The 21,807-nt window shown below is 70.8% G+C and carries 17 protein-coding genes; 11 read left to right on the top strand and 6 right to left on the bottom strand.

The features are described 5' to 3' along the window. The first annotated feature begins 2 nt into the window (after nucleotides 1-2). Nucleotides 3-3,104: an SUKH-4 family immunity protein gene (locus tag ACIBJB_RS36685; protein ID WP_398937324.1), complete on the top strand. Its 3,102-nt coding sequence runs from the start codon at nucleotides 3-5 to the stop codon at nucleotides 3,102-3,104. Between the two features lie 226 nt (nucleotides 3,105-3,330). After that, nucleotides 3,331-4,218 (top strand): cellulose-binding protein, encoded by an 888-nt coding sequence (locus ACIBJB_RS36680; RefSeq protein WP_398937322.1) that lies wholly within the window; start codon nucleotides 3,331-3,333, stop codon nucleotides 4,216-4,218. Nucleotides 4,219-4,620: 402 nt separating this feature from the next. Here ACIBJB_RS36680 and ACIBJB_RS36675 read toward each other — a convergent pair whose 3' ends face one another. Beyond that, nucleotides 4,621-6,228 carry a cation acetate symporter gene (locus tag ACIBJB_RS36675; protein ID WP_398937320.1) on the bottom strand — a complete coding sequence of 536 codons (1,608 nt, stop codon included), beginning with the start codon at nucleotides 6,226-6,228 and terminating at the stop codon, nucleotides 4,621-4,623. Beyond that, the gene (locus tag ACIBJB_RS36670; protein ID WP_398937318.1) at nucleotides 6,225-6,632 is read right to left on the bottom strand and encodes a DUF485 domain-containing protein; all 408 of its coding nucleotides are present in this window, start codon (nucleotides 6,630-6,632) and stop codon (nucleotides 6,225-6,227) included. The genes ACIBJB_RS36675 and ACIBJB_RS36670 overlap by 4 nt, the downstream gene beginning before the upstream one ends. 445 nt (nucleotides 6,633-7,077) lie before the next feature. Here ACIBJB_RS36670 and ACIBJB_RS36665 point away from each other — a divergent pair, with 445 nt between their 5' ends. Beyond that, complete coding sequence (locus tag ACIBJB_RS36665) at nucleotides 7,078-7,305, top strand: hypothetical protein (protein WP_398937316.1); 228 nt, start codon at nucleotides 7,078-7,080, stop codon at nucleotides 7,303-7,305. On the opposite strand, the gene ACIBJB_RS36660 is transcribed toward ACIBJB_RS36665, so the two are convergent. Both ACIBJB_RS36660 and ACIBJB_RS36655 read right to left on the bottom strand, forming a co-directional pair. Next, a complete protein-coding gene (locus ACIBJB_RS36660) occupies nucleotides 7,277-7,498 on the bottom strand; it encodes a DUF397 domain-containing protein (protein WP_398937314.1) in 222 nt (73 codons plus the stop codon). The genes ACIBJB_RS36665 and ACIBJB_RS36660 overlap by 29 nt on opposite strands. Further along, entirely contained in the window at nucleotides 7,470-8,309 is an 840-nt protein-coding gene (locus ACIBJB_RS36655) for a Scr1 family TA system antitoxin-like transcriptional regulator (protein WP_398937312.1), read from the bottom strand. The genes ACIBJB_RS36660 and ACIBJB_RS36655 overlap by 29 nt, the downstream gene beginning before the upstream one ends. A 112-nt stretch (nucleotides 8,310-8,421) precedes the next feature. On the opposite strand from ACIBJB_RS36655, the gene ACIBJB_RS36650 reads away from it, so the two are divergent. Then, entirely contained in the window at nucleotides 8,422-8,604 is a 183-nt protein-coding gene (locus ACIBJB_RS36650; RefSeq protein WP_398937310.1) for a hypothetical protein, read from the top strand. Nucleotides 8,605-8,606: 2 nt separating this feature from the next. Here ACIBJB_RS36650 and ACIBJB_RS36645 read toward each other — a convergent pair whose 3' ends face one another. Then, nucleotides 8,607-10,115, bottom strand: coding sequence for an MFS transporter (locus ACIBJB_RS36645; RefSeq protein ID WP_398937309.1), 1,509 nt, complete (start codon nucleotides 10,113-10,115; stop codon nucleotides 8,607-8,609). 414 nt (nucleotides 10,116-10,529) lie between these two features. Here ACIBJB_RS36645 and ACIBJB_RS36640 point away from each other — a divergent pair, with 414 nt between their 5' ends. From ACIBJB_RS36640 to mfd, 3 genes are all read left to right on the top strand, one after another. Then, a complete protein-coding gene (locus ACIBJB_RS36640; protein WP_391181245.1) occupies nucleotides 10,530-11,318 on the top strand; it encodes an ATP-binding cassette domain-containing protein in 789 nt (262 codons plus the stop codon). Next, complete coding sequence (locus ACIBJB_RS36635) at nucleotides 11,315-13,894, top strand: ABC transporter permease (RefSeq protein WP_398937306.1); 2,580 nt, start codon at nucleotides 11,315-11,317, stop codon at nucleotides 13,892-13,894. Before ACIBJB_RS36640 ends, ACIBJB_RS36635 begins: the two co-directional genes overlap by 4 nt. 321 nt (nucleotides 13,895-14,215) lie before the next feature. Then, nucleotides 14,216-17,746 (top strand): transcription-repair coupling factor, encoded by a 3,531-nt coding sequence (gene mfd / locus ACIBJB_RS36630; RefSeq protein ID WP_398937304.1) that lies wholly within the window; start codon nucleotides 14,216-14,218, stop codon nucleotides 17,744-17,746. A 66-nt stretch (nucleotides 17,747-17,812) separates the two neighbouring features. Here mfd and ACIBJB_RS36625 read toward each other — a convergent pair whose 3' ends face one another. Beyond that, a complete protein-coding gene (locus ACIBJB_RS36625; RefSeq protein ID WP_398937302.1) occupies nucleotides 17,813-18,415 on the bottom strand; it encodes a TetR/AcrR family transcriptional regulator in 603 nt (200 codons plus the stop codon). A 117-nt stretch (nucleotides 18,416-18,532) separates the two neighbouring features. On the opposite strand from ACIBJB_RS36625, the gene ACIBJB_RS36620 reads away from it, so the two are divergent. The 4 genes from ACIBJB_RS36620 to ACIBJB_RS36605 all read left to right on the top strand — a co-directional run bounded on the left by ACIBJB_RS36620 (nucleotide 18,533) and on the right by ACIBJB_RS36605 (nucleotide 21,788). Next, the gene (locus tag ACIBJB_RS36620; RefSeq protein WP_398937300.1) at nucleotides 18,533-19,447 is read left to right on the top strand and encodes a hypothetical protein; all 915 of its coding nucleotides are present in this window, start codon (nucleotides 18,533-18,535) and stop codon (nucleotides 19,445-19,447) included. 18 nt (nucleotides 19,448-19,465) lie between these two features. Beyond that, entirely contained in the window at nucleotides 19,466-20,065 is a 600-nt protein-coding gene (locus ACIBJB_RS36615) for a nucleotidyltransferase family protein (protein ID WP_398937298.1), read from the top strand. Nucleotides 20,066-20,191: 126 nt separating this feature from the next. Then, nucleotides 20,192-20,914 (top strand): HNH endonuclease family protein, encoded by a 723-nt coding sequence (locus tag ACIBJB_RS36610; RefSeq protein WP_398937484.1) that lies wholly within the window; start codon nucleotides 20,192-20,194, stop codon nucleotides 20,912-20,914. A 130-nt stretch (nucleotides 20,915-21,044) separates the two neighbouring features. Further along, nucleotides 21,045-21,788 carry a GNAT family N-acetyltransferase gene (locus ACIBJB_RS36605; RefSeq protein WP_398937296.1) on the top strand — a complete coding sequence of 248 codons (744 nt, stop codon included), beginning with the start codon at nucleotides 21,045-21,047 and terminating at the stop codon, nucleotides 21,786-21,788. Nucleotides 21,789-21,807: the final 19 nt, after the last annotated feature.

The following is a 21,807-nucleotide window of genomic DNA, read 5'->3' as shown; positions in this document are numbered from 1 at the left end:
CGATGGTGACGTTCGCGCAGGCGCAGGAGCGCGCGGAAGAGTGGATCAACGGGGATGTGCCGTCGTACCAGCATCGTGAGGTGCGGGTGCGGGAGTTCGGCCTCGGGTTCGTGGTGTGGGCCGAGGACCGCGCGGAGGGACCGCGTTCGGACGGCGGTGCGCAGCGGCTGGTGATCGCCCGGGACAGCGGAGAGGCCACGCTGTGGCCCTCGTTGCCGGTGGGCGAGGTGATCCGCCGGTACGAGGAGACGTACGGCCGGGAGGACGGGGTCGAGGACGCGGGGGGAGCGTCGGCGGCGTCCCGGCTCGATCTGAACCAGACGTCGTTTCTCCTGACGCCGCCGGAGTGGTTGCAGGACGCGGCGGACAAGCTGGGGATCGGCGGCGACGGCGCGGGGGTTTCCTCCGGGGCTCGGGACGGCGGGTCCGGTGGGGCGGCGTCGACTGCTGGCTCGGGTGCGGCGGCGTCGACTGCTGGTTCGGGTGCGGATTCGGGTGCCGCTCCGGGGGTGCCTGCCGGGGCGAGGCCATGGACCGGTACCGACACCAACGGGGGTGAGGACCTCTCCGTGGCGTTGCCGGAGACGGTGTTCTCGGCGCCGGTGAGTGGTGGCGGTGGGGGCGGCGGTAGCGATGCGGACGAGGGGGCTTCGTCGGCCTTGGAGGGGTCGGAGGTCGCGGAGGTCTCGGAGGGGGCGGACGTCCAGGAGGTCTCGGAGGTCTCCGAGGTCACGGACTCCAGGACTGCGCGGATTTCGGGGGGTGGGCGGTCGTCGTCCGGGGTGACTCCGCCGTCTGCGCCGGGTGCGAGTTCGTACGGTTATCCGCAGGGGGCTGGTGCTTCGGGTGCGGCTGCTCCTCCGTCTGCGCCGGGGGCGTCTTCGTACGGTTATCCGCAGGGTGCTGGTGCTTCGGGTGCGGCTGCTGCGGGTGGCCCGGGGGCTGGTGTCACCCCTCCGCCTCCGTCTGCGCCTGGTGTGTCTTCGTACGGCTATCCGCACGGTGCTGGTGCTTCGGGTGTTTCGGGTGCGGCTGCTCCTCCGTCTGCGCCGGGTGCGTCCTCGTACGGGTATCCGCAGGCGCCCGGTGGTGGTGCCGGGGCGCCTCAGCCGCCGGGTGTGCCCGGTGCTCCCGGTGCTCCGGGACCTGCGCCGAGTGCCGGGGACATCGCCGATGTCGCCACCAGCAAGTTGGCGCCTCCCTCGCGCGGGGCGCAGGCCGGGGGACCGACCCCGCCGCCTCCGCCGGGTCCCCCCGGGGTGCCCGGTGCGCAGCCGGGGAGCGCGACTCCGCCGCCCGCTCCTGGTGCGCCGGAGGGCGGGTACGTGCCCACCCAGTTCGTGTCGGCGCCGGGTGTTGAGGGGCCTTCGGGGTCGGGAGCACCGCAGCCTCCGGGCGCACCGTCCGCTCCTGGTGGTGCGCCGACTCCGCCTCCACCTGGGGCTCCGGGTGTGCCGAATTGGCCCGGCGGCCCGGGGTTCCCGGGTGCTCCGGGCGTGCCGCAGGCTCCTGGTGGTCAGGGTTCGTCTCCGTTCCCGGGTGTGCCGGGTGGGTCTGGTGCTCCGCAGCCGCCGGGTGCGCCGCACGCTTCTGGGGCACCGGGTACGCCACAGGGTTCTGGCGGCCAGGGTTCGTCTCCGTTCGCGGGTGTGCAAGGTGGTGCTCCGCAGCCGTCCGGCGCCTCGGGCGCCCCGCAGGCTTCTGGTGCTCCGGGTGCTCCGGGTGCTCCCGGCGCGCCGCAGCCTCCTGGTGCCCCCGGTGTTCCACGGACCGCGCCCGGGGTCGTGCATCACGCGGAAACCGTGTTGTCCTCGCCCCCGGCGGGCGGCCCCGGCGTGCCTCCGCCGCCGCAAGCCCCCCGCTCTCCTGGCGCCCCTGGAACCCCCGGCGCCCCTGGGACGGCTCCGGGCGCTCCGCAGCCGACGCCGCCCGGCACGATGCCGCCCCCGCCTCCGGGTGCCGTACCGTCCCAGGGTCCGGTTCCTCCGCCCGGGCAGCCGGCGCCGGGGCAGTCTCTGTCCGGGCAGCCGATGCCGGGACAGCCCGCCCCGGGTCAGTCCTCGCATGGGCAGCCGGGGCAGCCCGGGGGGCCCGGCCGGCCCCCGGCCTACGGCTACCCCCAGCAGGTGCAGCCCACCGTCGGGCCCGGGTATCAGGCCGTCCTTCGGTACCGGGCGCAGGACGGGTCGGAGCAGCAGTTGATCCGGCGGTCGGCGCCGGGGACGCCGCACCCCGAGTGGCAGATCTTCCACGAGCTGCGCGGCATGAACGTGCCCCCGGACCAAGTGCTCGAGCTGCACACCGAGCTGGAGTCGTGCGAGCTGCCGGGGGCGTACTGCGCGCGGATGATCCGGGAGCAGTGGCCGCAGGCGCGGATCGCGAGCATCGCGCCGTACGGCACGGATCACGCGAGCCGGCAGCAGGGCATGCAGCAACTGCTGGCCCACCAGGGCGAGTTGCACCAGGTGGCGGACGGGCCTGCCCGCCCGGCGCCGGTGCGCGCGCCGTTGCCGCCCGTCCAGGCCGCGCCGCCGATCCCGCCGGAGGGCGTGGCGCAGGAGCTGGCGGGGGCTTTCGGCCCCGGCATCTTCCGGTTCGAGCAGGCCGCGGTGTCCCGCCAGGGCGTACCGCCGGTCGTCGCGCACTCGCTGGTCGTGGCGGGGTTGCCGTTGGACATGGGCCCGTTCTTCTGGGCGCAGGCCCAGCCGGGGCGTCCGGTGCCGACGCTGGCGGAGCTGGCGGCCGAGCGCGGGGTGCAACCGGCCTCCGACGCGGGCTCGTACCTCGTCATGGGCAGCGACTTCGGCAAGGCGATCTGCGTGCAGTACGGGACGGCGAACATCGTCGCCGTACCTGTCGAGGCGGGCCCCGGCGGTGCCCCCGTACCGCCGCAGTTCGTGAACACGGGCCTGCCCGAGTTCCAGCGCTGTCTGGCGCTGCTCGGCCGGATGTGGCGGCTTCGTTTCGGTCTGAACCAGGAGCAGGCGGGTCGTTGGACCGTCGACTTCCAGGCCCAGCTGGCCTCGCTCGATCCGGCGGCGCTGGGTTCGCCGGAGAGCTGGTGGTCGGTGCTGCTGGAGCAGATGTGGGACGGGCTGCTGTGAGGCCGCGCCGCCGCTGATCCGTACGTGTGCGTGGAGGGCCGGGCCGGTCGTGTGACAGGGCCCGGCCCTTTCGCATGTGTGCGATTGGCGACCGTCATGACCGGGGCCTACCGGGACGGGTACGCGGAGTGTCGCGTTATGAACATTTCCGTCCGATACATCAAGATGTGCGCGAAATCATCATTTCGTGTCCGTTCGTGTTGTTTCGGCGGAGAGGGGTTCCAGGATGAGCAGCGCACCGGTGTCGCCGCAGGGGTTCGTGGCCGTACGAGGGCGCGGCTACCGTCCCGAAGAGGTCGACGCGTACGCCGCCGCCCTGTCCCAGGACCGTGACGCCGCCTGGGAACGGGCCGCCCGGCTCACCGTGCTCGCCCGGGAGATGGAGGCGGAGCTGGTGCGCCTGCGCGAGGTCGTGGCAGGGCTGGCACCGCAGGCGTACGAGGCGCTCGGCGAGGGTGCGCGGCGGCTCTTCGAACTGGGGCAGGAGGAGGCCGCGGACGTCCGGGAGAGGGCGCGACAGGAGGCGCAGCGCCTCGCGGACGAGGCGCAGGCGTACGCCGACCGCGTACGGGATGCCGCGCAGGCGCACGCCGACACCGTGCTCGGGGAGGCCGACGAACGCGCCCGTCAGCGGCTGCTCGCCGCGCGCGCCGAGGCCGACGAGATCCGTGTCGCCGCCCGGCGTGAGGTGAAGGCGGGGCGCGGGGAGGCACTCGCGGCGTTGCGCGACGTACGCCAGCGCACCATCGGGATGCTCGCCGAGCAGGCCGAGGAGCATGCCGAGCGATGGGCCGAGGTGGAGCGGGCCGAGGAGAAGCGGGCGGCCGAGGCGGACGCGCGGAGCGCCGAACGGGTGGCGCGGGCGGAGGCGGCGCTGGCGGACGCGGAGCGGGAGTTCGCGGAGGCGGAGGCCTCGGTGGGACGGAGCGAGGAGGACGCACGCGCGCGTGCGGCGGAGATCCTTGCGGAGGCAAGGCTCCAGGAGGAGCGGATCGCCGGGGAGACGGACCGCGTGCTGCGAAAGCACGAGGAGCGCCGCGACGAGGTCCAGGCACAGATGGACCACGTACGCAGCAGCCTGACAGCACTCACGGGAACAGCGGCGACGGAGTAACAGCGGGGGCAGCAGGGCCCGCGGGTCGGCCGGGGCCGCGGAGGGCAGCCGGCCACTCAGGGCGGCCGGGGCAACGGGGCGGCAAGGGCAGCCGTACCCCCGCCGGGCCGCGGAGGGCAGCCGGCCAGTCAGGGCGGCAATGGCGGCCGTGGCAGCCGGGTCCGCCAGGGCAGCCGGGCCAGCAAGGGAGGCCGGAACCGCGGAGGCCAGCCAGGCCAGCCAGACCAGCGGGCCAGCCAGGGCCGTCAGGACAGCTGGGGCAACGGCGCAGACCTGGCGCCGGCCACCCACACCCACCCAGGGGCGCGGGGAACTGCGCGACCAGCCCCCACCCACCCGCACCCGACAGACGACCCCCCCGGCTCACCCCCACCCACCCGCACCCGACAGACGACCCCCCGGTCACCCCCTCCGCACCGCCCCCGCCAAGATCCACCCCTCCACCGCCTCATACTGCCGCCGCTGCTCCTCCGCCTTCCGCCGCCCGGAAATCACCGTCCCCAGCCACCCGAACAAGAACCCCGCCGGAATGGACACCAGCCCCGTCGTCGTGAACGGCAGCCAGTTGAAGTCGGCTTCGGGAAACGCGGACACAGGCGACCCCGACACGAGATTCGTGCCCGGCATCAGCAACAGCACCGTCAGCGTGCCGCCGATCAATGTGCACAGCAGCCCCGTCCGCGTATAGCGCCGCCAGAACAGGCTGTACACGAGCGCCGGCGCCAACGCGGACGCGCCGACGCAGAAGGACAGGATCACCAGCGGCTGCAGACTGCGGTGCTGGATCAGCGTCGCGAGGAAGATCGTGGGGACGCCGACCGCCAGCGCGGACACCCGGGCCAGCAGAATCTCGCGGTGCGCCGGCATCGACGGGGCCCGCGCCGCGAACACGTCATGTGCAAGGGAGTTGGCGCAGGCGAGGATCATGCCGGCGACGGAGGCGAGGAGGGTGAGGAAGAGCGCCGTGGTGACCGTGGTGAAGAGAAACGTCTCTCCGGTCGACACGTCGGGCCCGAACACCGCCCGGGAGCCCAGCAGATACGCCGTGTTGCCCTGCGGGTCCGCCTCCGCGATCACCGTCCGCCCGATCATCGCCGTCGCCCCGACCCCGACGACCGTGATGACCAGGACGAACACGGCCACCGACGACACCGCCCAGGACATCGAACGGCGTACCTGACGTGCGCTGGACGCGGTGTACATGCGCATCGTGACGTGCGGCAGACACGCCCCGCCGATGACGACCGCGAGCTGCGAGGTGATCATGTCGAGGCGCGGGTACGGCCCGCCCGCGAACTCCAGTCCGGAGCGCAGGTAGGCCGGCCCCACCCCGCTCTGCCGGGCCGCCGTGTCGAACAGCGCGGCCGGGTTCCAGTCGAACCGGTTCATGACCAGTACGGCGACCAGTGCGCCGGATCCGAGGAGCATGACGATCTTCAGGATCTGGATGAGGGCGGTGCCCTTCATCCCGCCGATGGCCGCGTAGCTGATCATCAGGATGCCCAGGCCGATGATGAAGCCCGTCTTCAGCGAGTCACCGGAGAACCCGAGGATGAACGCCAGCAGTTGGCCGGCCCCGGCGAGCTGCACCAGCATCAGCGGCAGCAGCGCGGCGAGGGTGACCAGGCACGCGGCGACGCGTACCGCACGGCCCGGCATCCGCCGTGCGAGCGCGTCGCCCATGGTGAACCGGCCCGCGTTGCGCAGGGGTTCGGCCAGCAGGAACATCAGCAGCATCAGCGACAGGACCGTGCTCAGCGCGAGAACGATGCCGTCGTAGCCGCACAGCGCGATGACCCCGCCGGTGCCGAGGACGGTCGCGGCGGAGATGTAGTCGCCCGCGATGGCGAGGCCGTTGCGCATGGCGGACAGGGAGCTGTAGCCGGTGTAGAACTCGTCGAGGTCGTCGCGGTCCGGGCCGGTCATCACGCACAGCAGGAGGGTGATGGTGGCGACGGCGGAGAACGCCACCAGGCTCATCGCCTGCGCGGAGTCGCTGAAGCCGGTCATCGCTCGCCCGCCCCTCGCCTGGCGTCCACCTCGGACTGCTTGCGGATGCGGTCCGCGAGCGGGTCGACGTAGCGGCGCGCGGTGTGCTCGTACACGGCGATCGCCAGCCAGGTGACGGGCAGTTGGAGCAGGGCGAGGAGCAGGCCGGCGGGCAGACCGTCGGTGACGCTGCTCGCCATGAAGGACGGCGCGTACGCGGACAGCACCAGGAAGAGCGTGAAGTACCCGAGCGCGGTGAGCGTGGCGGTGCGCCGCTGCCACCGGTAGGCGCTGCGCAGGATCCGCAGGTCGCTGTGGTGGCCGAGCGGGGAGCGGTGGCCCCGGTGCCGGGTGACCGGTTCGGGCGGCGCGGGGGGTGGCTGCCAGGGGTAGGTGGGATACGGCTGTGACGGGTCGTAGGACACCCGGTGCTCCTTGCGAGGCTCGGGCCCGACGTGGCGGACCGCAGGGAGTTGGGGGGTGGACGGGGGAGCGGAGCCCCGCACGTTACTCGGCGGTTCGGAGTTGTACAGCCCTTTCGGCAAACTGATCGGTCGGTATGCGCTTACTTCTCTGACCTGCGGTGTTACCCCCGTTAACTCAGACTTTTGGCCTCACCGCAGCGTGCTCGGGCCCTTACGCCGGGTGCGTGTCACCCACGTCAACCACACGCTGTGGAACAGATCCGCAACACGCTGGGCGTCTCTTCGTCCGCGGACTGGATGGAGATCAACCGCAGTTACGAGACCGGTACCAAGCGTCTGGCCCGCCAGAGCGTGGTGTCCGAGACCCACACGGGCACCGACGCGGACGTGTACTACAGGTACGACCCGGCCGACAACCCCGTCGAGATCGAGGATTCTCGTCTGGGTGTGCGCATTGCTGGCTCTGACCTACGACGGCAGGGCGCGGGGCGGGATCCGGGTCACGACCGTCGTGGTGATGGTGTTCGTCCTCGTCTCGTCCTTCAACCAGGCGCTCGGCGCGACGGCGCCCTCGGAGTTCGTGGACGCCGCCCTGCGGATCGTGCTCGGACTGCCCGTGGTCGTCCTGCTGTTCCTGCCGGCGACTACGGCGTGGTTCGATCGAGCGAAGTGACGAAGCTCTGCCAGGCCGGGATCGAGACGAAGATCGCCGGCCCGGTCGGGTTCTTGCTGTCGCGGACGGGGACGAACGGGCGGGCGGCGTCGGCCACTTCGAGGCAGTCGCCGCTGCTTCCGCCGCTGTAGCTGGACTTTCGCCACGAGGTCAGGGCAGAGGCGTCAGGGATGCTGTGCTTGTTGCGCTTCATGCTCGTAATCCTCTGCGACCGACCCGATCAACGCCAGGGACTTGCGGTGCGACAAGGCGTCGCCCAGCGCATGGTCGTAGGACACCTGGCACTCCCGGACCACGGACGGGAGTTCCAGGATTCGGCCCGACCTGAGGCCTTCGGCATAGGCGATGGGAGGCAGGTCCTCGAACCACATCAGCGAAACGAAGCCCTCCATGAGGGCGTGGTAGCCGACGGAGAAGGGCAGCACATGGGCTCGGATACGGTTGCTCTCTCCGAGGGTCGCGATGTGCCGGAGTTGCTCGCACATCACTTCTGGACCGCCGATCGGTCGTCGTAGCACCGCCTCGTCGAGCAGGACCCACACCTTCGGTGAGTGGAAGTCGTCGAGAATGCGAGCGCGTTCCAGGCGGGTGACGAGGAGCTCGTCACGTTCGTCGTCGCTCTTGGGCACCGCACCCGAGCTGAGCACCTCGCGCGCGTAGGCCGGAGTCTGAAGGATGCCGGGCACCAACTTGGGGGCGTACTCCCGGATTTCCGTCGCCTTCCCCTCGAACTCCAGTGCCTCCGCGAAGTGTTCCGCCACCTTGCGGCCGTCCAGAGCCGGAAGGAAGTTCTCGAAGAAGCCGCCCGTCTCCAGCATCTGATCCAGCCGCCGCGCGTCCTCCACGTCCGGCCTTCGCCGACCCGCCTCGATGTGCGCGATGTGCGTGCGCGACATCACGGCACGCACGCTCAGCTCCTCCTGCGTGAGTCCGGCCGCCTCCCGGCGTCGTTTCAGCTCGGCGCCGTACTGCTGCCTCGTCAGCGGATTGTCCTCGATCGCCACCGATCAACTCCCCCTCGTGCGGACCCCGTTGTCACGCTCAGCTACCTTCCGAGCGTACCCAGCGTCACGTCACTCTGTGCATGCATCAGCACAGAAAGTGAAAGGTGATGGCGTGGACCTCACGGAAGAGCAGGAAGAGGGCATGGCCGGGGCGCAGATCACCCTCCAGGTCTCGCGGGACGGGGGTCGAACCTGGGGACCCACGGTGACGTACCGCCCGACGCGGAAGGACGCGCCCATCGACCTGGCGGGCCGCTTCCCGCCGTGCCGGTGTCCGAGGTGCACGCGCGCGTAGCGTCACTGCTCCTCGAGCACCGGAAACCGCCGCGGCGCCAGCACCAGCAGCACCGCGAACGCCAGAGCCGCCGCGCACCCCGCCCCCACGTACACCGTGTGCACCGCGTCCGCGATGGCCGCGCGGGTCTCCTCCGGGGCCGTGCCGGCGTCCAACGCGCGCGTGACGGAGTCGAGGTCGCTCGCGCCGCCCAGGCGTGCGGCCAGGACGCCGTTGGCCACCGCGCCGAAGACCGCCGCGCCCACCGTCTGGCCGGTCTGGCGGCAGAAGAGGACGGACGCCGTGGTCGTGCCGCGTTCCGCCCAGCCGACCGTCGACTGGACCCCGACGATCAGGGGGAGTTGAAACAGTCCCAGCGCGGCGCCCAGGAACAGCATCAGCAGGGTCGGCTGCCAGGCCGCGCCCGGGTAGGGGAGGAAGGGGAAGGCGAACAGGATCAGGGCCGCCATGCCGATGCCCAGCATCGCCGTGTTGCGGAAGCCGATGCGCCGGTACACGTGCTGGCTCAGGGCCGCCGACACCGGCCAGCTCAACGTCCATACGGACAGCACGAATCCGGCGGCGACCGGGGTGAGACCGAGCACCGACTGGGCGTACGTCGGCAGGAAGACCGTGGGGGCGACCATGAGGAGTCCCAGGGCGCCCAGTGCCAGGTTCACCGCGGCGATCGTGCGGCGGCGCCACACCCAGCCGGGGATGATCGGCTCCGCCGCCCGGCGTTCGATCAGGACCACGGCGGCCACCAGGGCAACTCCCGCGCCGAACAGGCCCAGTGACGGCCACGACAGCCACGCCCAGGCCACCCCGCCCTGCACCAGCGCCGTCAGCAGCACGCCCCCGCACGCGAACACCGCGAGCGCGCCCGCCCAGTCGACACGCGCGCGCGTGGCCGTCGTATCGCGAGAGGCGCGTTGCGGCTCGTGCAGGTGACGGGCGATCAGCCACAGCGCCACCGCGCCGATCGGCAGGTTGACCAGGAAGATCCACCGCCAGTCCGCGTACGCCGCGAGGACCCCGCCGATGCCCGGTCCCGCGACCGCCGCCACCGCCCACACCGTGGACAGCTTGGCCTGGATCTTCGGGCGTTCCTCGAGCGGATACAGGTCGGCGGCAAGCGTCTGGACCGTGCCCTGCAGCGCGCCGCCGCCCAGGCCCTGGATGATCCGGAACGCGATCAGCGCCCCCATGTTCCATGCCACCGCGCACAGCAGCGAGCCGAGCAGGAACACCGCCGAGCCCGCGATCAGCACCGGCTTGCGCCCGAAGGTGTCGGAGAGCTTGCCGTAGACCGGCAGTGTCACCGTCACGGCCAGCAGATAGCCGGAGAACAGCCAGGAGAAGACCGAGAAGCCACCCAGGTCACCGACGATCTGCGGGACCGCCGTGGAGACGATGGTGGCGTCCAGGGCCGCAAGGGCCATCGCCAGCATCAGGGCCGCTACGACAGCCCCGCGCCGATTCGTGGAGACATGCCGCGCGGGCTCCCGTATCGCCGGCTTCGTCTCGTCCACGCGGATTCCTTCCCCCTGCATCTATCTGCCGGCGACCACTCTCCCACTTGCCCCTCACGCGGCGGCAGGGTGCAGTCTCGGTGCGGCGGAGGGTGGAGCCGACCCCTAGATCGTCTCCACCCGGTGGTGGACTGCCCCTAGGGGTAGCTCCGCACTACGGCTGGGGGAGGGTTCGTACCGCCGGAGGAGGAGAAGGGCCATGGTCCGTCCTTAACCTGGCTTTACGCCGCTGGGGAGCGGTGGGGGAGGGGACGACCGGATCGGCGGGGGTGGGGTTTTCCCCCGTAGAAGAGGGTGCTGAGCACCAGCGCGCCGGACCGTCTCCCAGCACCAGACTGAACGCCGTACCCAAGCAACGAACCGATCGCCCTACAGATCGGCTGTTGACTCGCTGACCGACATAGGAGATATACCGTGACATCGGCTGTAACCATCACCAGGCACGGGGGCACTGGAGGGCGTACGGCCGTTGCCGCGCGGGCGCGGCAGGTCGTCAAGGCGTACGGGTCCGGTGAGACCCGTGTCGTCGCCCTCGACCATGTGGACGTGGACATCGCTCGCGGGCAGTTCACCGCGATCATGGGCCCCTCGGGGTCCGGCAAGTCCACCCTCATGCACTGCCTCGCCGGTCTCGACACCGTGACGAGCGGTCAGATCTACCTCGACGACACCGAGATCACCGGTCTGAAGGACAAGAAGCTCACTCAGCTGCGCCGGGACCGGATCGGTTTCATCTTCCAGGCGTTCAACCTGCTGCCGACGCTCAACGCGCTCGAGAACATCACGCTGCCCATGGACATCGCCGGGCGCAAGCCCGACAAGCAGTGGCTCGCACGCGTGGTGGACACAGTGGGACTTTCCGACCGACTCAGGCACCGGCCCACCCAGCTCTCCGGCGGACAGCAGCAGCGTGTCGCCGTGGCCCGCGCCCTGGCGGCGCGTCCCGAGATCATCTTCGGTGACGAGCCGACCGGAAACCTCGACTCGCGCGCGGGCGCCGAGGTACTGGGCTTCCTGCGCCGCTCCGTCGACGAGCTCGGGCAGACCATCGTCATGGTCACGCACGACCCGGTGGCCGCCTCGTACGCGGACCGCGTGCTGTACCTCGCCGACGGCCGGATCGTCGACGAGATGTACAAGCCCACCGCGGAGGCCGTCCTGGACCGCATGAAGGACTTCGACGCCCGGGGGCGTACGTCATGACCGTCATGAAGACCTCCATGCGCAACTTCTTCGCGCACAAGGGACGCATGGCCCTGTCGGCCGTGGCGGTCCTGCTGTCGGTCGCCTTCGTCTGCGGGACGCTGGTGTTCACCGACACGATGAACACCACCTTCGACAAGCTCTTCGCCGCCACGTCCTCGGATGTGACGGTGAGCGCCAAGGGCGCCTCCGACAGCGGTGAGACGACCTCGGACAACGGCAAGCCGCCGGTCATGCCGGCCTCCGTGCTCGGCAAGGTGCGCGAGGCGCAGGGCGTGAAGATGGCGGAGGGGACCGTCTTCTCGACCTCGGTGACCGTCGTGGACGCCGACAAGGACAGCCTCTCGCCGTCCGGCGGCGGCCCGACCATCGTCGGCAACTGGAACCGCAACGACGCCCGCACCATGAAGATCACCTCCGGTGCGGCGCCGAAGAACTCCGGCCAGATCATGGTCGACAAGGACACCGTCGACAAGCACCACCTGAAGCTCGGTGACGAGATCGGCGTCATCAGCGCGGTCGGCACGCACACCGCGAAGATCTCCGGCGTCGCCGAGTTCGAGGTCACCAACCCCGGTGCCGCGATCTTCTACCTGGACACGAAGACCGCCCAGGAGAGCCTGGTCGGCGAGACGGGCGTGTACACCAACGTCAACGTCACGGCCGCCTCCGGTGTCACCGACGCCCGGTTGAAGCAGAACGTCGCGGCCGAACTCGGCGGCGCCTACAAGGTGCAGACGGCCAAGGAGACCGCCGACGCCAACCAGAAGGACGTCGAGGGCTTCATGAACGTCATGAAGTACGCGATGCTCGGCTTCGCCGGGATCGCCTTCCTCGTCGGCATCTTCCTGATCATCAACACCTTCTCGATGCTCGTCGCGCAGCGGACCCGTGAGATCGGCCTGATGCGGGCGATCGGGTCCAGCCGCAAGCAGGTCAACCGTTCCGTGCTGGTCGAGGCGCTGCTGCTGGGCGTGACCGGTTCGGTGCTCGGGGTCGGCGCCGGCGTCGGCCTCGCGGTCGGCCTGATGAAACTCATGAGCTCCCTGGGCATCAACCTGTCGACCAGCGACCTGACGATCGCATGGACGACCCCTGTGGTCGGACTGCTCCTCGGTGTGGTCGTCACCGTGCTGGCCGCCTGGCTTCCGGCCCGCCGCGCGGGCAAGGTCTCGCCCATGGCCGCCCTCCGGGACGCGGGCGCCCCCGCCGACGCCAAGGCGGGCCGCATACGGGCCCTGCTGGGCCTGCTCCTGACCGGTGGCGGCGGTTACGCGCTGTACCTGGTCACCCAGGCGGACAAGGCCAAGGAGGGCTCCCTGTGGCTCGGCCTCGGCGTGGTGCTCTCCCTGATCGGCTTCGTCGTGATCGGCCCGCTCCTCGCGGGCGGTGTGGTGCGCGTCCTGGGCGCGGTCGTCCTCAGGGTGTTCGGCCCGGTCGGCCGCATGGCCGAGCGCAACGCCCTGCGCAACCCGCGTCGTACGGGAGCCACGGCCGCCGCTCTGATGATCGGCCTCGCGCTGGTCGCCTGTCTGTCGGTCGTCGGTTCCTCCATGGTCGCCTCGGCCACGGACGAGCTCGACAAGACGGTCGGTACGGACTTCATCATCCAGTCCGACAGCGGGCAGCTGGTCACGCCGGCCGCGGTCAAGGCCGTGAAGGACACCCCGGGCCTGGCACACGTCACCGAGTACCGGACCACGGAGGCCGACTACACGACCCCCGACGGCAAGACGCTCAAGGACACCGACATCACGGCGGCCGACCCGTCCTACGCGACCGACCTGCAGACCAAGACGGTGGCGGGCGAGCTCGCCGACGCCTACAAGCCCGACTCGATGTCCGTGCACGAGAAGTTCGCCAAGGCGCACGGCATCCACCTGGGCTCGAAGATCAAGGTCGCCTTCAAGGACGGTGCCACCGCCGAGTTGACGGTCCGGGCGATCACCAGCAGTGACGTCGTCATCGACGCGGGTTCGAAGTACATCTCGATCGCCACGCTCGCCAAGTACGTGCCGGCCGACAAGATGCCGCTCGACCAGTTGGTCTTCGCCAACGCCAAGGACGGGCAGCAGGACGCCGCGTACAAGTCGCTGAAGTCGGCGCTGCACGACTATCCGCAGTACACCGTGCGCGACCAGACCGACTACAAGGAAGCCTTCAAGGACCAGATCGGGCAGCTCCTGAACATGATCTACGGCCTGCTGGCCCTCGCGATCATCGTCGCGATCCTCGGTGTCGTGAACACCCTGGCGCTCTCGGTGGTCGAGCGGACCCGGGAGATCGGCCTCATGCGCGCGATCGGCCTCTCGCGGCGCCAGCTGCGACGGATGATCCGCATGGAGTCGGTGGTCATCGCGCTCTTCGGCGCACTGCTCGGCCTGGGCCTCGGCATGGGCTGGGGCGCGACCGCCCAGAAGCTCCTCGCCCTGGAGGGCCTGAAGGTCCTGGAGATCCCCTGGCCGACGATCATCGGCGTCTTCGTCGGATCGGCCTTCGTGGGCCTGTTCGCCGCCCTGATCCCGGCGTTCCGGGCGGGCCGGATGAACGTCCTGAAGGCGATCGCGACCGAATAGCCACCCTGGGACGGGGGAACGCCCGGCGCCGAGAAGTCACGGGGGACTTCTCGGCGCCGGGTTCTTCGTTGTCCACGGAGAGCAGGTTGGCGGGCTCTTCGTTGTCCACGGGGAGCAGCTTTGCGGGTTCTTCGCTGTCCACGGGGAGCGGCTTGCGCGCTCTTCGCTGTCCACAGGGCGCCCGCGGGCGAGGCGGGGTTGTCCACAGGCTCCGACGGCCGGGCCGCGGCCGTCGTAGGCTGGAGACCCCCCGGCCCTTCGTTGTGTCGGGCCCTTCGCGTTGCCCACCCCCAGAAAGCCCCCGGACGAAAGCCGCCCAGAATGAGCCTGCACGGTCTGCTCGACGCCGTCGTCAAGGACCCCGCCCTCGCGGAAGCGATCACGGCGGCCCAGGACGGCAACCGCATGCACGTCGACCTGGTCGGCCCACCGGCGGCCCGTCCCTTCGCGATCGCAGCCCTCGCGCGGGAGGCCGGCCGCCCCGTGCTCGCGGTGACGGCGACGGGCCGCGAGGCGGAGGACCTGGCCGCGGCCCTGCGCTCCCTGCTCCCGTCGGAGGGGGTCGTGGAGTACCCGTCCTGGGAGACCCTCCCGCACGAGCGCCTCAGCCCCCGCAGCGACACCGTCGGCCGCCGCCTGGCCGTCCTGCGGCGTCTGGCCCACCCCCGTCCCGACGACCCCGAGACCGGTCCGGTCTCCGTGGTCGTCGCACCCGTACGGTCCGTGCTCCAGCCGCAGGTCAAGGGCCTCGGCGACCTGGAACCGGTCGCCCTGCGCACCGGGCAGACCGCCGACCTGAACACCATCGTGGAGGCTCTCGCCGCCGCCGCGTACGCGCGCGTGGAGCTCGTCGAGAAGCGCGGCGAGTTCGCCGTACGGGGTGGCATCCTCGACGTCTTCCCGCCCACCGAGGAACACCCCCTGCGCGTCGAGTTCTGGGGCGACGACGTCGAGGAGATCCGCTACTTCAAGGTCGCCGACCAGCGTTCCCTGGAGGTCGCCGAACACGGCCTGTGGGCCCCGCCCTGCCGCGAACTGCTCCTGACGGACGACGTACGTGCACGCGCGCGTGCCCTCGCCGAGGAGCATCCCGAGCTCGGCGACCTGCTCGGCAGGATCGGCGAGGGGATCGCCGTGGAGGGCATGGAGTCCCTGGCTCCCGTCCTCGTCGACGACATGGAGCTCCTGATCGACGTCCTGCCCAAGGGCGCCATGGCCGTCGTCTGCGATCCGGAGCGGGTCCGCACGCGTGCGTCCGACCTCGTGGCCACCTCGCAGGAGTTCCTCCAGGCGTCCTGGGCGGCCACCGCGGGCGGCGGCGAGGCACCCATCGACGTCGGCGCGGCCTCCCTGTGGGCCATCGCCGACGTCCGTGACCGCGCGCGCGAGCTGGACATGATGTGGTGGTCGGTGTCGCCGTTCGCGGCGGATCTCGAACTGGAGGCGGACACCCTCCAGCTGGGCATGCACGCCCCCGAGACCTACCGCGGCGACACCGCCAAGGCCCTCGCCGACACCAAGGGCTGGCTCGCCGACGGCTGGCGCGCGGTCTACGTGACCGAGGCGCACGGCCCCGCGGCCCGTACCGTCGAGGTGCTCGGCGGCGAGGGCATCGCGGCCCGCCTGGACGCGGAGCTCGGATCCTTGAGTCCGTCCGTCGTGCACGTGGCGTGCGGCTCGATCGAGTACGGCTTCGTCGACCCGGCGCTGAGACTCGCCGTGCTGACCGAGACCGACCTGACCGGCCAGAAGGCGGCCGGCAAGGACGGCGCCCGGATGCCCGCCCGGCGCCGCAAGACGATCGACCCGCTCACCCTCGAGGCGGGCGACTACATCGTCCACGAACAGCACGGCGTCGGACGCTACATCGAGATGGTCCAGCGGACCGTGCAGGGCGCCACGCGCGAGTACCTCGTCGTCGAGTACGCCCCCGCCAAGCGCGGCCAGCCCGGAGACCGGCTCTACATCCCCACCGACCAGCTGGAGCAGATCACCAAGTACGTCGGCGGCGAGGCGCCCACCCTGCACCGCCTCGGCGGCGCCGACTGGACCAAGACCAAGGCGCGCGCCAAGAAGGCGGTCAAGGAGATCGCCGCGGATCTCATCAAGCTGTACAGCGCGCGGATGGCGGCCCCGGGGTACGCCTTCGGCGCGGACACCCCCTGGCAGCGAGAGCTGGAGGACGCCTTCCCGTACGCGGAGACGCCGGACCAGCTCACCACCATCGCCGAGGTCAAGGAGGACATGGAGAAGTCGATCCCCATGGACCGCCTGGTCTGCGGCGACGTCGGTTACGGCAAGACCGAGATCGCGGTCAGGGCCGCCTTCAAGGCCGTACAGGACGGCAAGCAGGTCGCCGTCCTGGTGCCGACGACCCTGCTGGTGCAGCAGCACTTCGGGACGTTCTCCGAGCGGTACTCGCAGTTCCCGGTGGTCGTGAAGGCGCTCAGCCGCTTCCAGACCGACACCGAGGCGAAGGCCGTCCTGGAGGGGCTGCGCGACGGCTCGGTGGACATCGTCATCGGCACCCACCGCCTGTTCTCCTCCGAGACCAGGTTCAAGGACCTCGGCCTGGTCATCGTCGACGAGGAGCAGCGCTTCGGCGTCGAGCACAAGGAGCAGCTGAAGAAGCTCCGCGCGAACGTCGACGTCCTGACCATGTCGGCGACTCCGATCCCGCGCACTCTGGAGATGGCGGTCACCGGCATCCGCGAGATGTCGACCATCACCACGCCCCCGGAGGAGCGCCACCCGGTGCTCACCTTCGTCGGGCCGTACGAGGAGCGGCAGATCGGCGCGGCCATCCGCCGTGAACTGCTGCGCGAGGGCCAGGTCTTCTACATCCACAACCGCGTCGAGTCGATCGACCGGGCGGCCGCGCGGCTGCGCGAGATCGTCCCCGAGGCGCGCATCGCGACCGCCCACGGCCAGATGTCGGAACAGGCCCTCGAACAGGTCGTCGTCGACTTCTGGGAGAAGAAGTTCGACGTGCTCGTGTCGACCACGATCGTCGAGTCGGGCATCGACATCTCCAACGCGAACACACTGATCGTGGAGCGCGGCGACAACTTCGGCCTGTCCCAGCTGCACCAGCTGCGCGGCCGGGTGGGCCGTGGCCGCGAGCGCGGTTACGCGTACTTCCTGTACCCGCCGGAGAAGCCGCTGACGGAGACGGCGCACGAGCGCCTGGCAACGATCGCCCAGCACACCGAGATGGGCGCGGGCATGTACGTCGCCATGAAGGACCTCGAGATCCGCGGCGCGGGCAACCTCCTCGGCGGCGAACAGTCCGGGCACATCGCGGGCGTCGGCTTCGACCTGTACGTCCGCATGGTCGGCGAGGCGGTCGCGGACTACCGCGCTTCCCTGGAGGGCGGCGTGGAGGAGGAACCGCCGTTGGAGGTCAAGATCGAGCTCCCGGTCGACGCCCACGTCCCGCACGACTACGCGCCGGGCGAGCGGCTGCGTCTGCAGGCCTACCGCTCGATCGCCTCGGTGAACACCGAGGAGGACGTCAAGGCCGTACGGGAGGAACTCGTCGACCGCTACGGCAAGTTGCCCGAGCCGGTGGAGAACCTGCTGCTGGTGGCGGGGCTTCGGATGCTCGCACGCGCGTGTGGCGTCGGCGAGATCGTCCTCCAGGGCACCAACATCCGCTTCGCACCGGTGGAGTTGCGGGAATCGCAGGAGTTGCGCGTCAAGCGGCTCTACCCGGGCACCGTCATCAAGCCGGCCGCGCACCAGGTGCTGGTGCCGCGCCCGAAGACGGCGAAGGTGGGCGGAAAGCCGCTGGTCGGGCGGGAGTTGCTCGGCTGGGTGGGGGAGTTCCTCACGTCGATCCTGGGGTCGTGACGGCGGGGGACCGTGACTGGGTGGCCTCGGTGGTGTGAGCCGCGGTCACTCGGTCACCGGGTGAGTTCAGGACGTACGGAACAACGTGGTCGCGAGGGTACGGAACAGCTCCTCGGGGTCACGGTCGCCGACCGGGCCGTCCAGGTTGTGGCTGAGGAGCAGCGTGGCGAAGCCGTGGGCGAGGGACCAGGCGGCGACTCCCGCGAGGCGGCTGTCGATGCCGAAGTCCTCGGCGTGCACGGCTGAGACCGAGGTGCGCAGCGCGTCGGTGGCCAAGGCGCGGGCCGTGGTGAGTTCGAGGTCGTCGGCGCGCAGCAGTTCGGGCGCGAACATCACCTGGAAGTGGGCCGGGTTTTCGCGCGCGAAGCGTACATAGCGCCCGCCCGCGTCCCTGAGGTCCGAGGCGTCGTTGAGGGCGGCCGCGAGCAGCGCGAAACCTTCGGCGGCGAGCGCCGTCAGGAGCCCGGTGCGGTCCCTGAAGTGGTGGGCCGGGGCCGCGTGCGAGACACCGGCGCGGCGGGCCAGGTCGCGCAGGCTCAGCCCGGTGGGGCCGTCGGCGGTGATGACGTCGAGGGCGGCGGTGAGGATCGCGTGGCGGAGGTCGCCGTGGTGGTAGGGGCGGTTCGGCTTGTCGGGGCGGTTCGGCTTGTCGGTTTCCGCGGATGCCATGGAAAGAGGGTACGCCCGATCTAGGCATTGACAAGTTCGGGCTGCCCAGGCAATCTAGTCAGTGTCAAGTTCTCTGGTGGGTTCGAGGGAACTTCACTGACGACGGGGAGGCATGTCATGTCGATGCACGACGGCAGGACCGAGGTGGAGACCGGCGGGGTGGTGCACGCTGTGGAGCCGGCCCGTGTGCGCCAGCTCTGGCACCTGCTGGAACCCGTGCACGCGGTGGTCTACTACGCGCCGGAGGTCTTCGAGGAGGCGGCGGCGCTAGGGTACGACACGAAGGAGCGCTGGCCGAGCTACTTCCCCCTGCGTGCCGCGCCGTTGGGGCCGGTGAGCGCCGAGCAGGTGGCGTCCGCCTTCTACAGCTTCAGCCCCCGCATGGTCGCCGAGCACATCGACTCCGCGTGGGCGACCGCCGAGCCCGGCGCGATGCTGGCGGCGAGGCTGAGGGGGATCGACCGGGCCTACCGCGGGATATTCGGTGACCGCGTCGACAGCCCCGAGCTGGCGGAGGCCGCCGCCCTCGCCCGGCGCGCTGCCGAGGCGGTGAACACCGCGGGCCGTCCGCTCGCCGCGGCCAACGCCGCGTTGGAGTGGCCCGAGGCTCCTCACCTCCAGCTGTGGCAGGCGGCGACGATCCTGCGCGAGCACCGCGGCGACGGCCACATAGCGGCCCTGCTCGTGGCCGGCCTCGACCCGGTCGAGTCGCTGGTCTCCTTCGCCGCGATCGGCGCCGCGTCCGTGGAACGCTTCGGGAGCCGAGGCTGGAGCGCGACAGAATGGGAGGCCGCGCGCGAGCGTCTGACGGCCCGTGGTCTGCTCGACGGGAACGGCGAGGCCACGGACACCGGCCGCGACCTGCGCCACCGCGTGGAACACCACACCGACCAACTCGCCGCCACCCCCTGGCAGTTGCTCGGCACGGCCGACACGGCCCGGCTCGCGGACCTGCTCGGCGACTTCTGGGTCGCGGTGCTGTCCTCCGGGCTGCTTCCGTCGGAGACGACCCTGGGCATCGGCAAGGTCTGACCGTGATAGTCAGGACGGATGCTCGGACGACTTCCGCTTGAGGAACAACTGGACGCGTTCCGTTCCGCGCTCGGCCAGAACGAGACGCTGACCGAGGTGATGGCCAGGACGGCGACGCTTGACCTGCCGGGCTGGTACGTGACGGCGGGCTGCCTGTTCCAGACCGTGTGGAACGTGGTCACCGGCAGGCCCCCGGCCCGGGGCATCAGGGACTACGACATCTTCTACTTCGACGACACCGATCTCTCCTGGGAGGCCGAGGACGCCGTCATCAAGGCGGGCCATGACGTGTTCGAAGGCCTGCAGGCCGAGGTGGAGATCCGCAACGAGGCCCGGGTGCACCTCTGGTACGAGCAGAAGTTCGGAGTGCCCTGCCCGCCGTACGACTCCACCGAGTCCGCCATCGACCGCTTCGCCGCGACGACCTGCTGTCTGGGCGTGCGGCTGGAACCCGGCGGGATGTGGCGCGTCTACGCACCCCACGGACTGTCCGACGTGTTCAACCTCGTGGTCCGTCCCAATCCCGTGCTCGCTCCGAGAAAGGTCTACGAGGCCAAGGCCGCGCGCTGGAAGGAGGAATGGCCGGAGCTCAGGGTGCTGCCGTGGCCTGCGAACTGAAGCCGCCCGCGGTCTGGACCTCCTGAATGCCACGGTGCGCCCGCTCGCTACGGTGTGCGCGACGCCGTAGGGGGAAAGCGCTCCCTGCGGGGGCCGGACCGGGTTGCAAGGGGAGGGGCGCACGTGATGCGTCTGAGGGGCGGGGCCGCGGCCGCCGTCGTGCTGGTGTTCGCCGTGGCCGGGTGCAAGGCGGAGACGACCACAGGGTCCGGCGGGCCGGAGGAGACCGGGGGTGCGGGCGGTTCGGGTGCGGCCCTCACCGCAGCCGAGTCGCTCACCGTGAAGGGGCGGGCGCCCAAAAAGGGTTACGAGCGCGACAGGTTCGGCACCGCGTGGGCGGACACCGACTCGAACGACTGCGACACCCGCGACGACATACTCAAACGCGATCTGGAGGACGTGAAGTTCACCCGCGGGGACTGCAAGGTGTCCTACGGCGTGCTCGAGTCGGACCCGTACTCGGGCAAGGAGGTGACCTACCGGCGTGGTCGCAGCCAGGTCGACATCGACCACGTGGTCGCGCTCTCCGACGCCTGGCAGAAGGGGGCCAAGTACTGGGAGCCCAGCAAGCGGATAGCTCTCGCCAACGACCCGCTCAACCTCCTCGCCGTCGACGCGAGCACCAACCGTTCCAAGGGGGACGGCGATACGGCGACCTGGCTGCCGCCGAACAAGGGGTACCGGTGCACGTATGTGGCCGCCCAGGTCGCCGTGAAGAAGAAGTACGACCTGTGGGTCACGGCCGCCGAGAAGTCCGCGATGGAGAAGGTCCTCTCGGGCTGTCCGGGCCAGAAGCTCCCGGCCGGCGGCAATCCGACGGCGGCGCCGCCGCGGTTCCACGCGGACTGAGGACTCGCGCCGACCGCAGGCCTCAGGGGCTCGCGAGCCGTGGCCCCCAGGGCCTGCGCCGAGCGGTCGTGGGCCGGGGCGGGCGGGAAATGCGCTTTCCGGTGGGCGGGCCCGCGCCTACGGTGATCGCATGGAGCTGAAGGTGTCGAGTCTCGCCGAGCGTCCCGAGATGCGGGAGCGCGTTCTCGGCATGGCCAACAGCTGGCCGGAGTTCGTGACCGAGGACCCTGTGGGCAACGCCCACTACGGACGGATCTCCGGCGAGCTGCCCGAGCATGTGCTGTTCGCCGAGGACGAGCGGGGCGAGATCGTCGCGCACGCCCACAGCGTCCCCTTCGCCCTCCACACCGAGGACCGCGGTGAACTGCCCGCGCGGGGCTGGGACGAAGTGCTGGTGTGGGCGTTCGACGATCTGCGGCATGGCGTACGGCCCGACACGGTCAGCGCCATCTCGGTCGTCGTCGACCCGCGCCTCCAGGGTCATGGCCTGTCCGCCCGGATGCTCTCGGCTATGCGCGACAACGCCCGCGCCCACGGCTTCGGCGAGGTCGTCGCGCCGGTCCGCCCCAGCGCCAAGCACCTGGAGCCGCACACGCCGATCCAGGAGTACGCCTACCGGGTACGCCCCGACGGTCTGCCGTCCGACCCCTGGCTGCGCGTCCACGCCCGGGCCGGCGGCGTCGTCCACGCGGTGGCACCGGCCTCCATGACGGTGTCCGGCTCGCTGGAGCAGTGGCGCCGCTGGACCGGACTGCCCTTCGACACCCAGGGCGACATCGAGGTGCCCGGGGCGCTGGTGCCGGTGCGGTGCGAGCCGGAGCGCGGATACGCGGTGTACGTCGAGCCCAACGTGTGGATGCGGCACGCCCTTTGAGCGTGCCGCGTCCTCGGTG

The organism is Streptomyces sp. NPDC050759 (assembly GCF_044456945.1).
Classification (GTDB): Bacteria; Actinomycetota; Actinomycetes; order Streptomycetales; family Streptomycetaceae; genus Streptomyces.
This window is presented reverse-complemented; position numbering and strand designations above follow the sequence as displayed.

Bases quoted from the DNA above. Each gene is read 5' to 3' on its own strand.
- ACIBJB_RS36685 (WP_398937324.1), top strand. From the start codon at position 3: ATGGTGACGTTCGCGCAGGCGCAGGAGCGCGCGGAAGAGTGGATCAAC.
- ACIBJB_RS36680 (WP_398937322.1), top strand. From the start codon at position 3,331: ATGAGCAGCGCACCGGTGTCGCCGCAGGGGTTCGTGGCCGTACGAGGG.
- ACIBJB_RS36675 (WP_398937320.1), bottom strand. From the start codon at position 6,228: ATGACCGGCTTCAGCGACTCCGCGCAGGCGATGAGCCTGGTGGCGTTC.
- ACIBJB_RS36660 (WP_398937314.1), bottom strand. From the start codon at position 7,498: ATGAAGCGCAACAAGCACAGCATCCCTGACGCCTCTGCCCTGACCTCG.
- ACIBJB_RS36635 (WP_398937306.1), top strand. From the start codon at position 11,315: ATGACCGTCATGAAGACCTCCATGCGCAACTTCTTCGCGCACAAGGGA.
- mfd (WP_398937304.1), top strand. From the start codon at position 14,216: ATGAGCCTGCACGGTCTGCTCGACGCCGTCGTCAAGGACCCCGCCCTC.
- ACIBJB_RS36625 (WP_398937302.1), bottom strand. From the start codon at position 18,415: ATGGCATCCGCGGAAACCGACAAGCCGAACCGCCCCGACAAGCCGAAC.
- ACIBJB_RS36620 (WP_398937300.1), top strand. From the start codon at position 18,533: ATGTCGATGCACGACGGCAGGACCGAGGTGGAGACCGGCGGGGTGGTG.
- ACIBJB_RS36615 (WP_398937298.1), top strand. From the start codon at position 19,466: ATGCTCGGACGACTTCCGCTTGAGGAACAACTGGACGCGTTCCGTTCC.
- ACIBJB_RS36610 (WP_398937484.1), top strand. From the start codon at position 20,192: ATGCGTCTGAGGGGCGGGGCCGCGGCCGCCGTCGTGCTGGTGTTCGCC.
- ACIBJB_RS36605 (WP_398937296.1), top strand. From the start codon at position 21,045: ATGGAGCTGAAGGTGTCGAGTCTCGCCGAGCGTCCCGAGATGCGGGAG.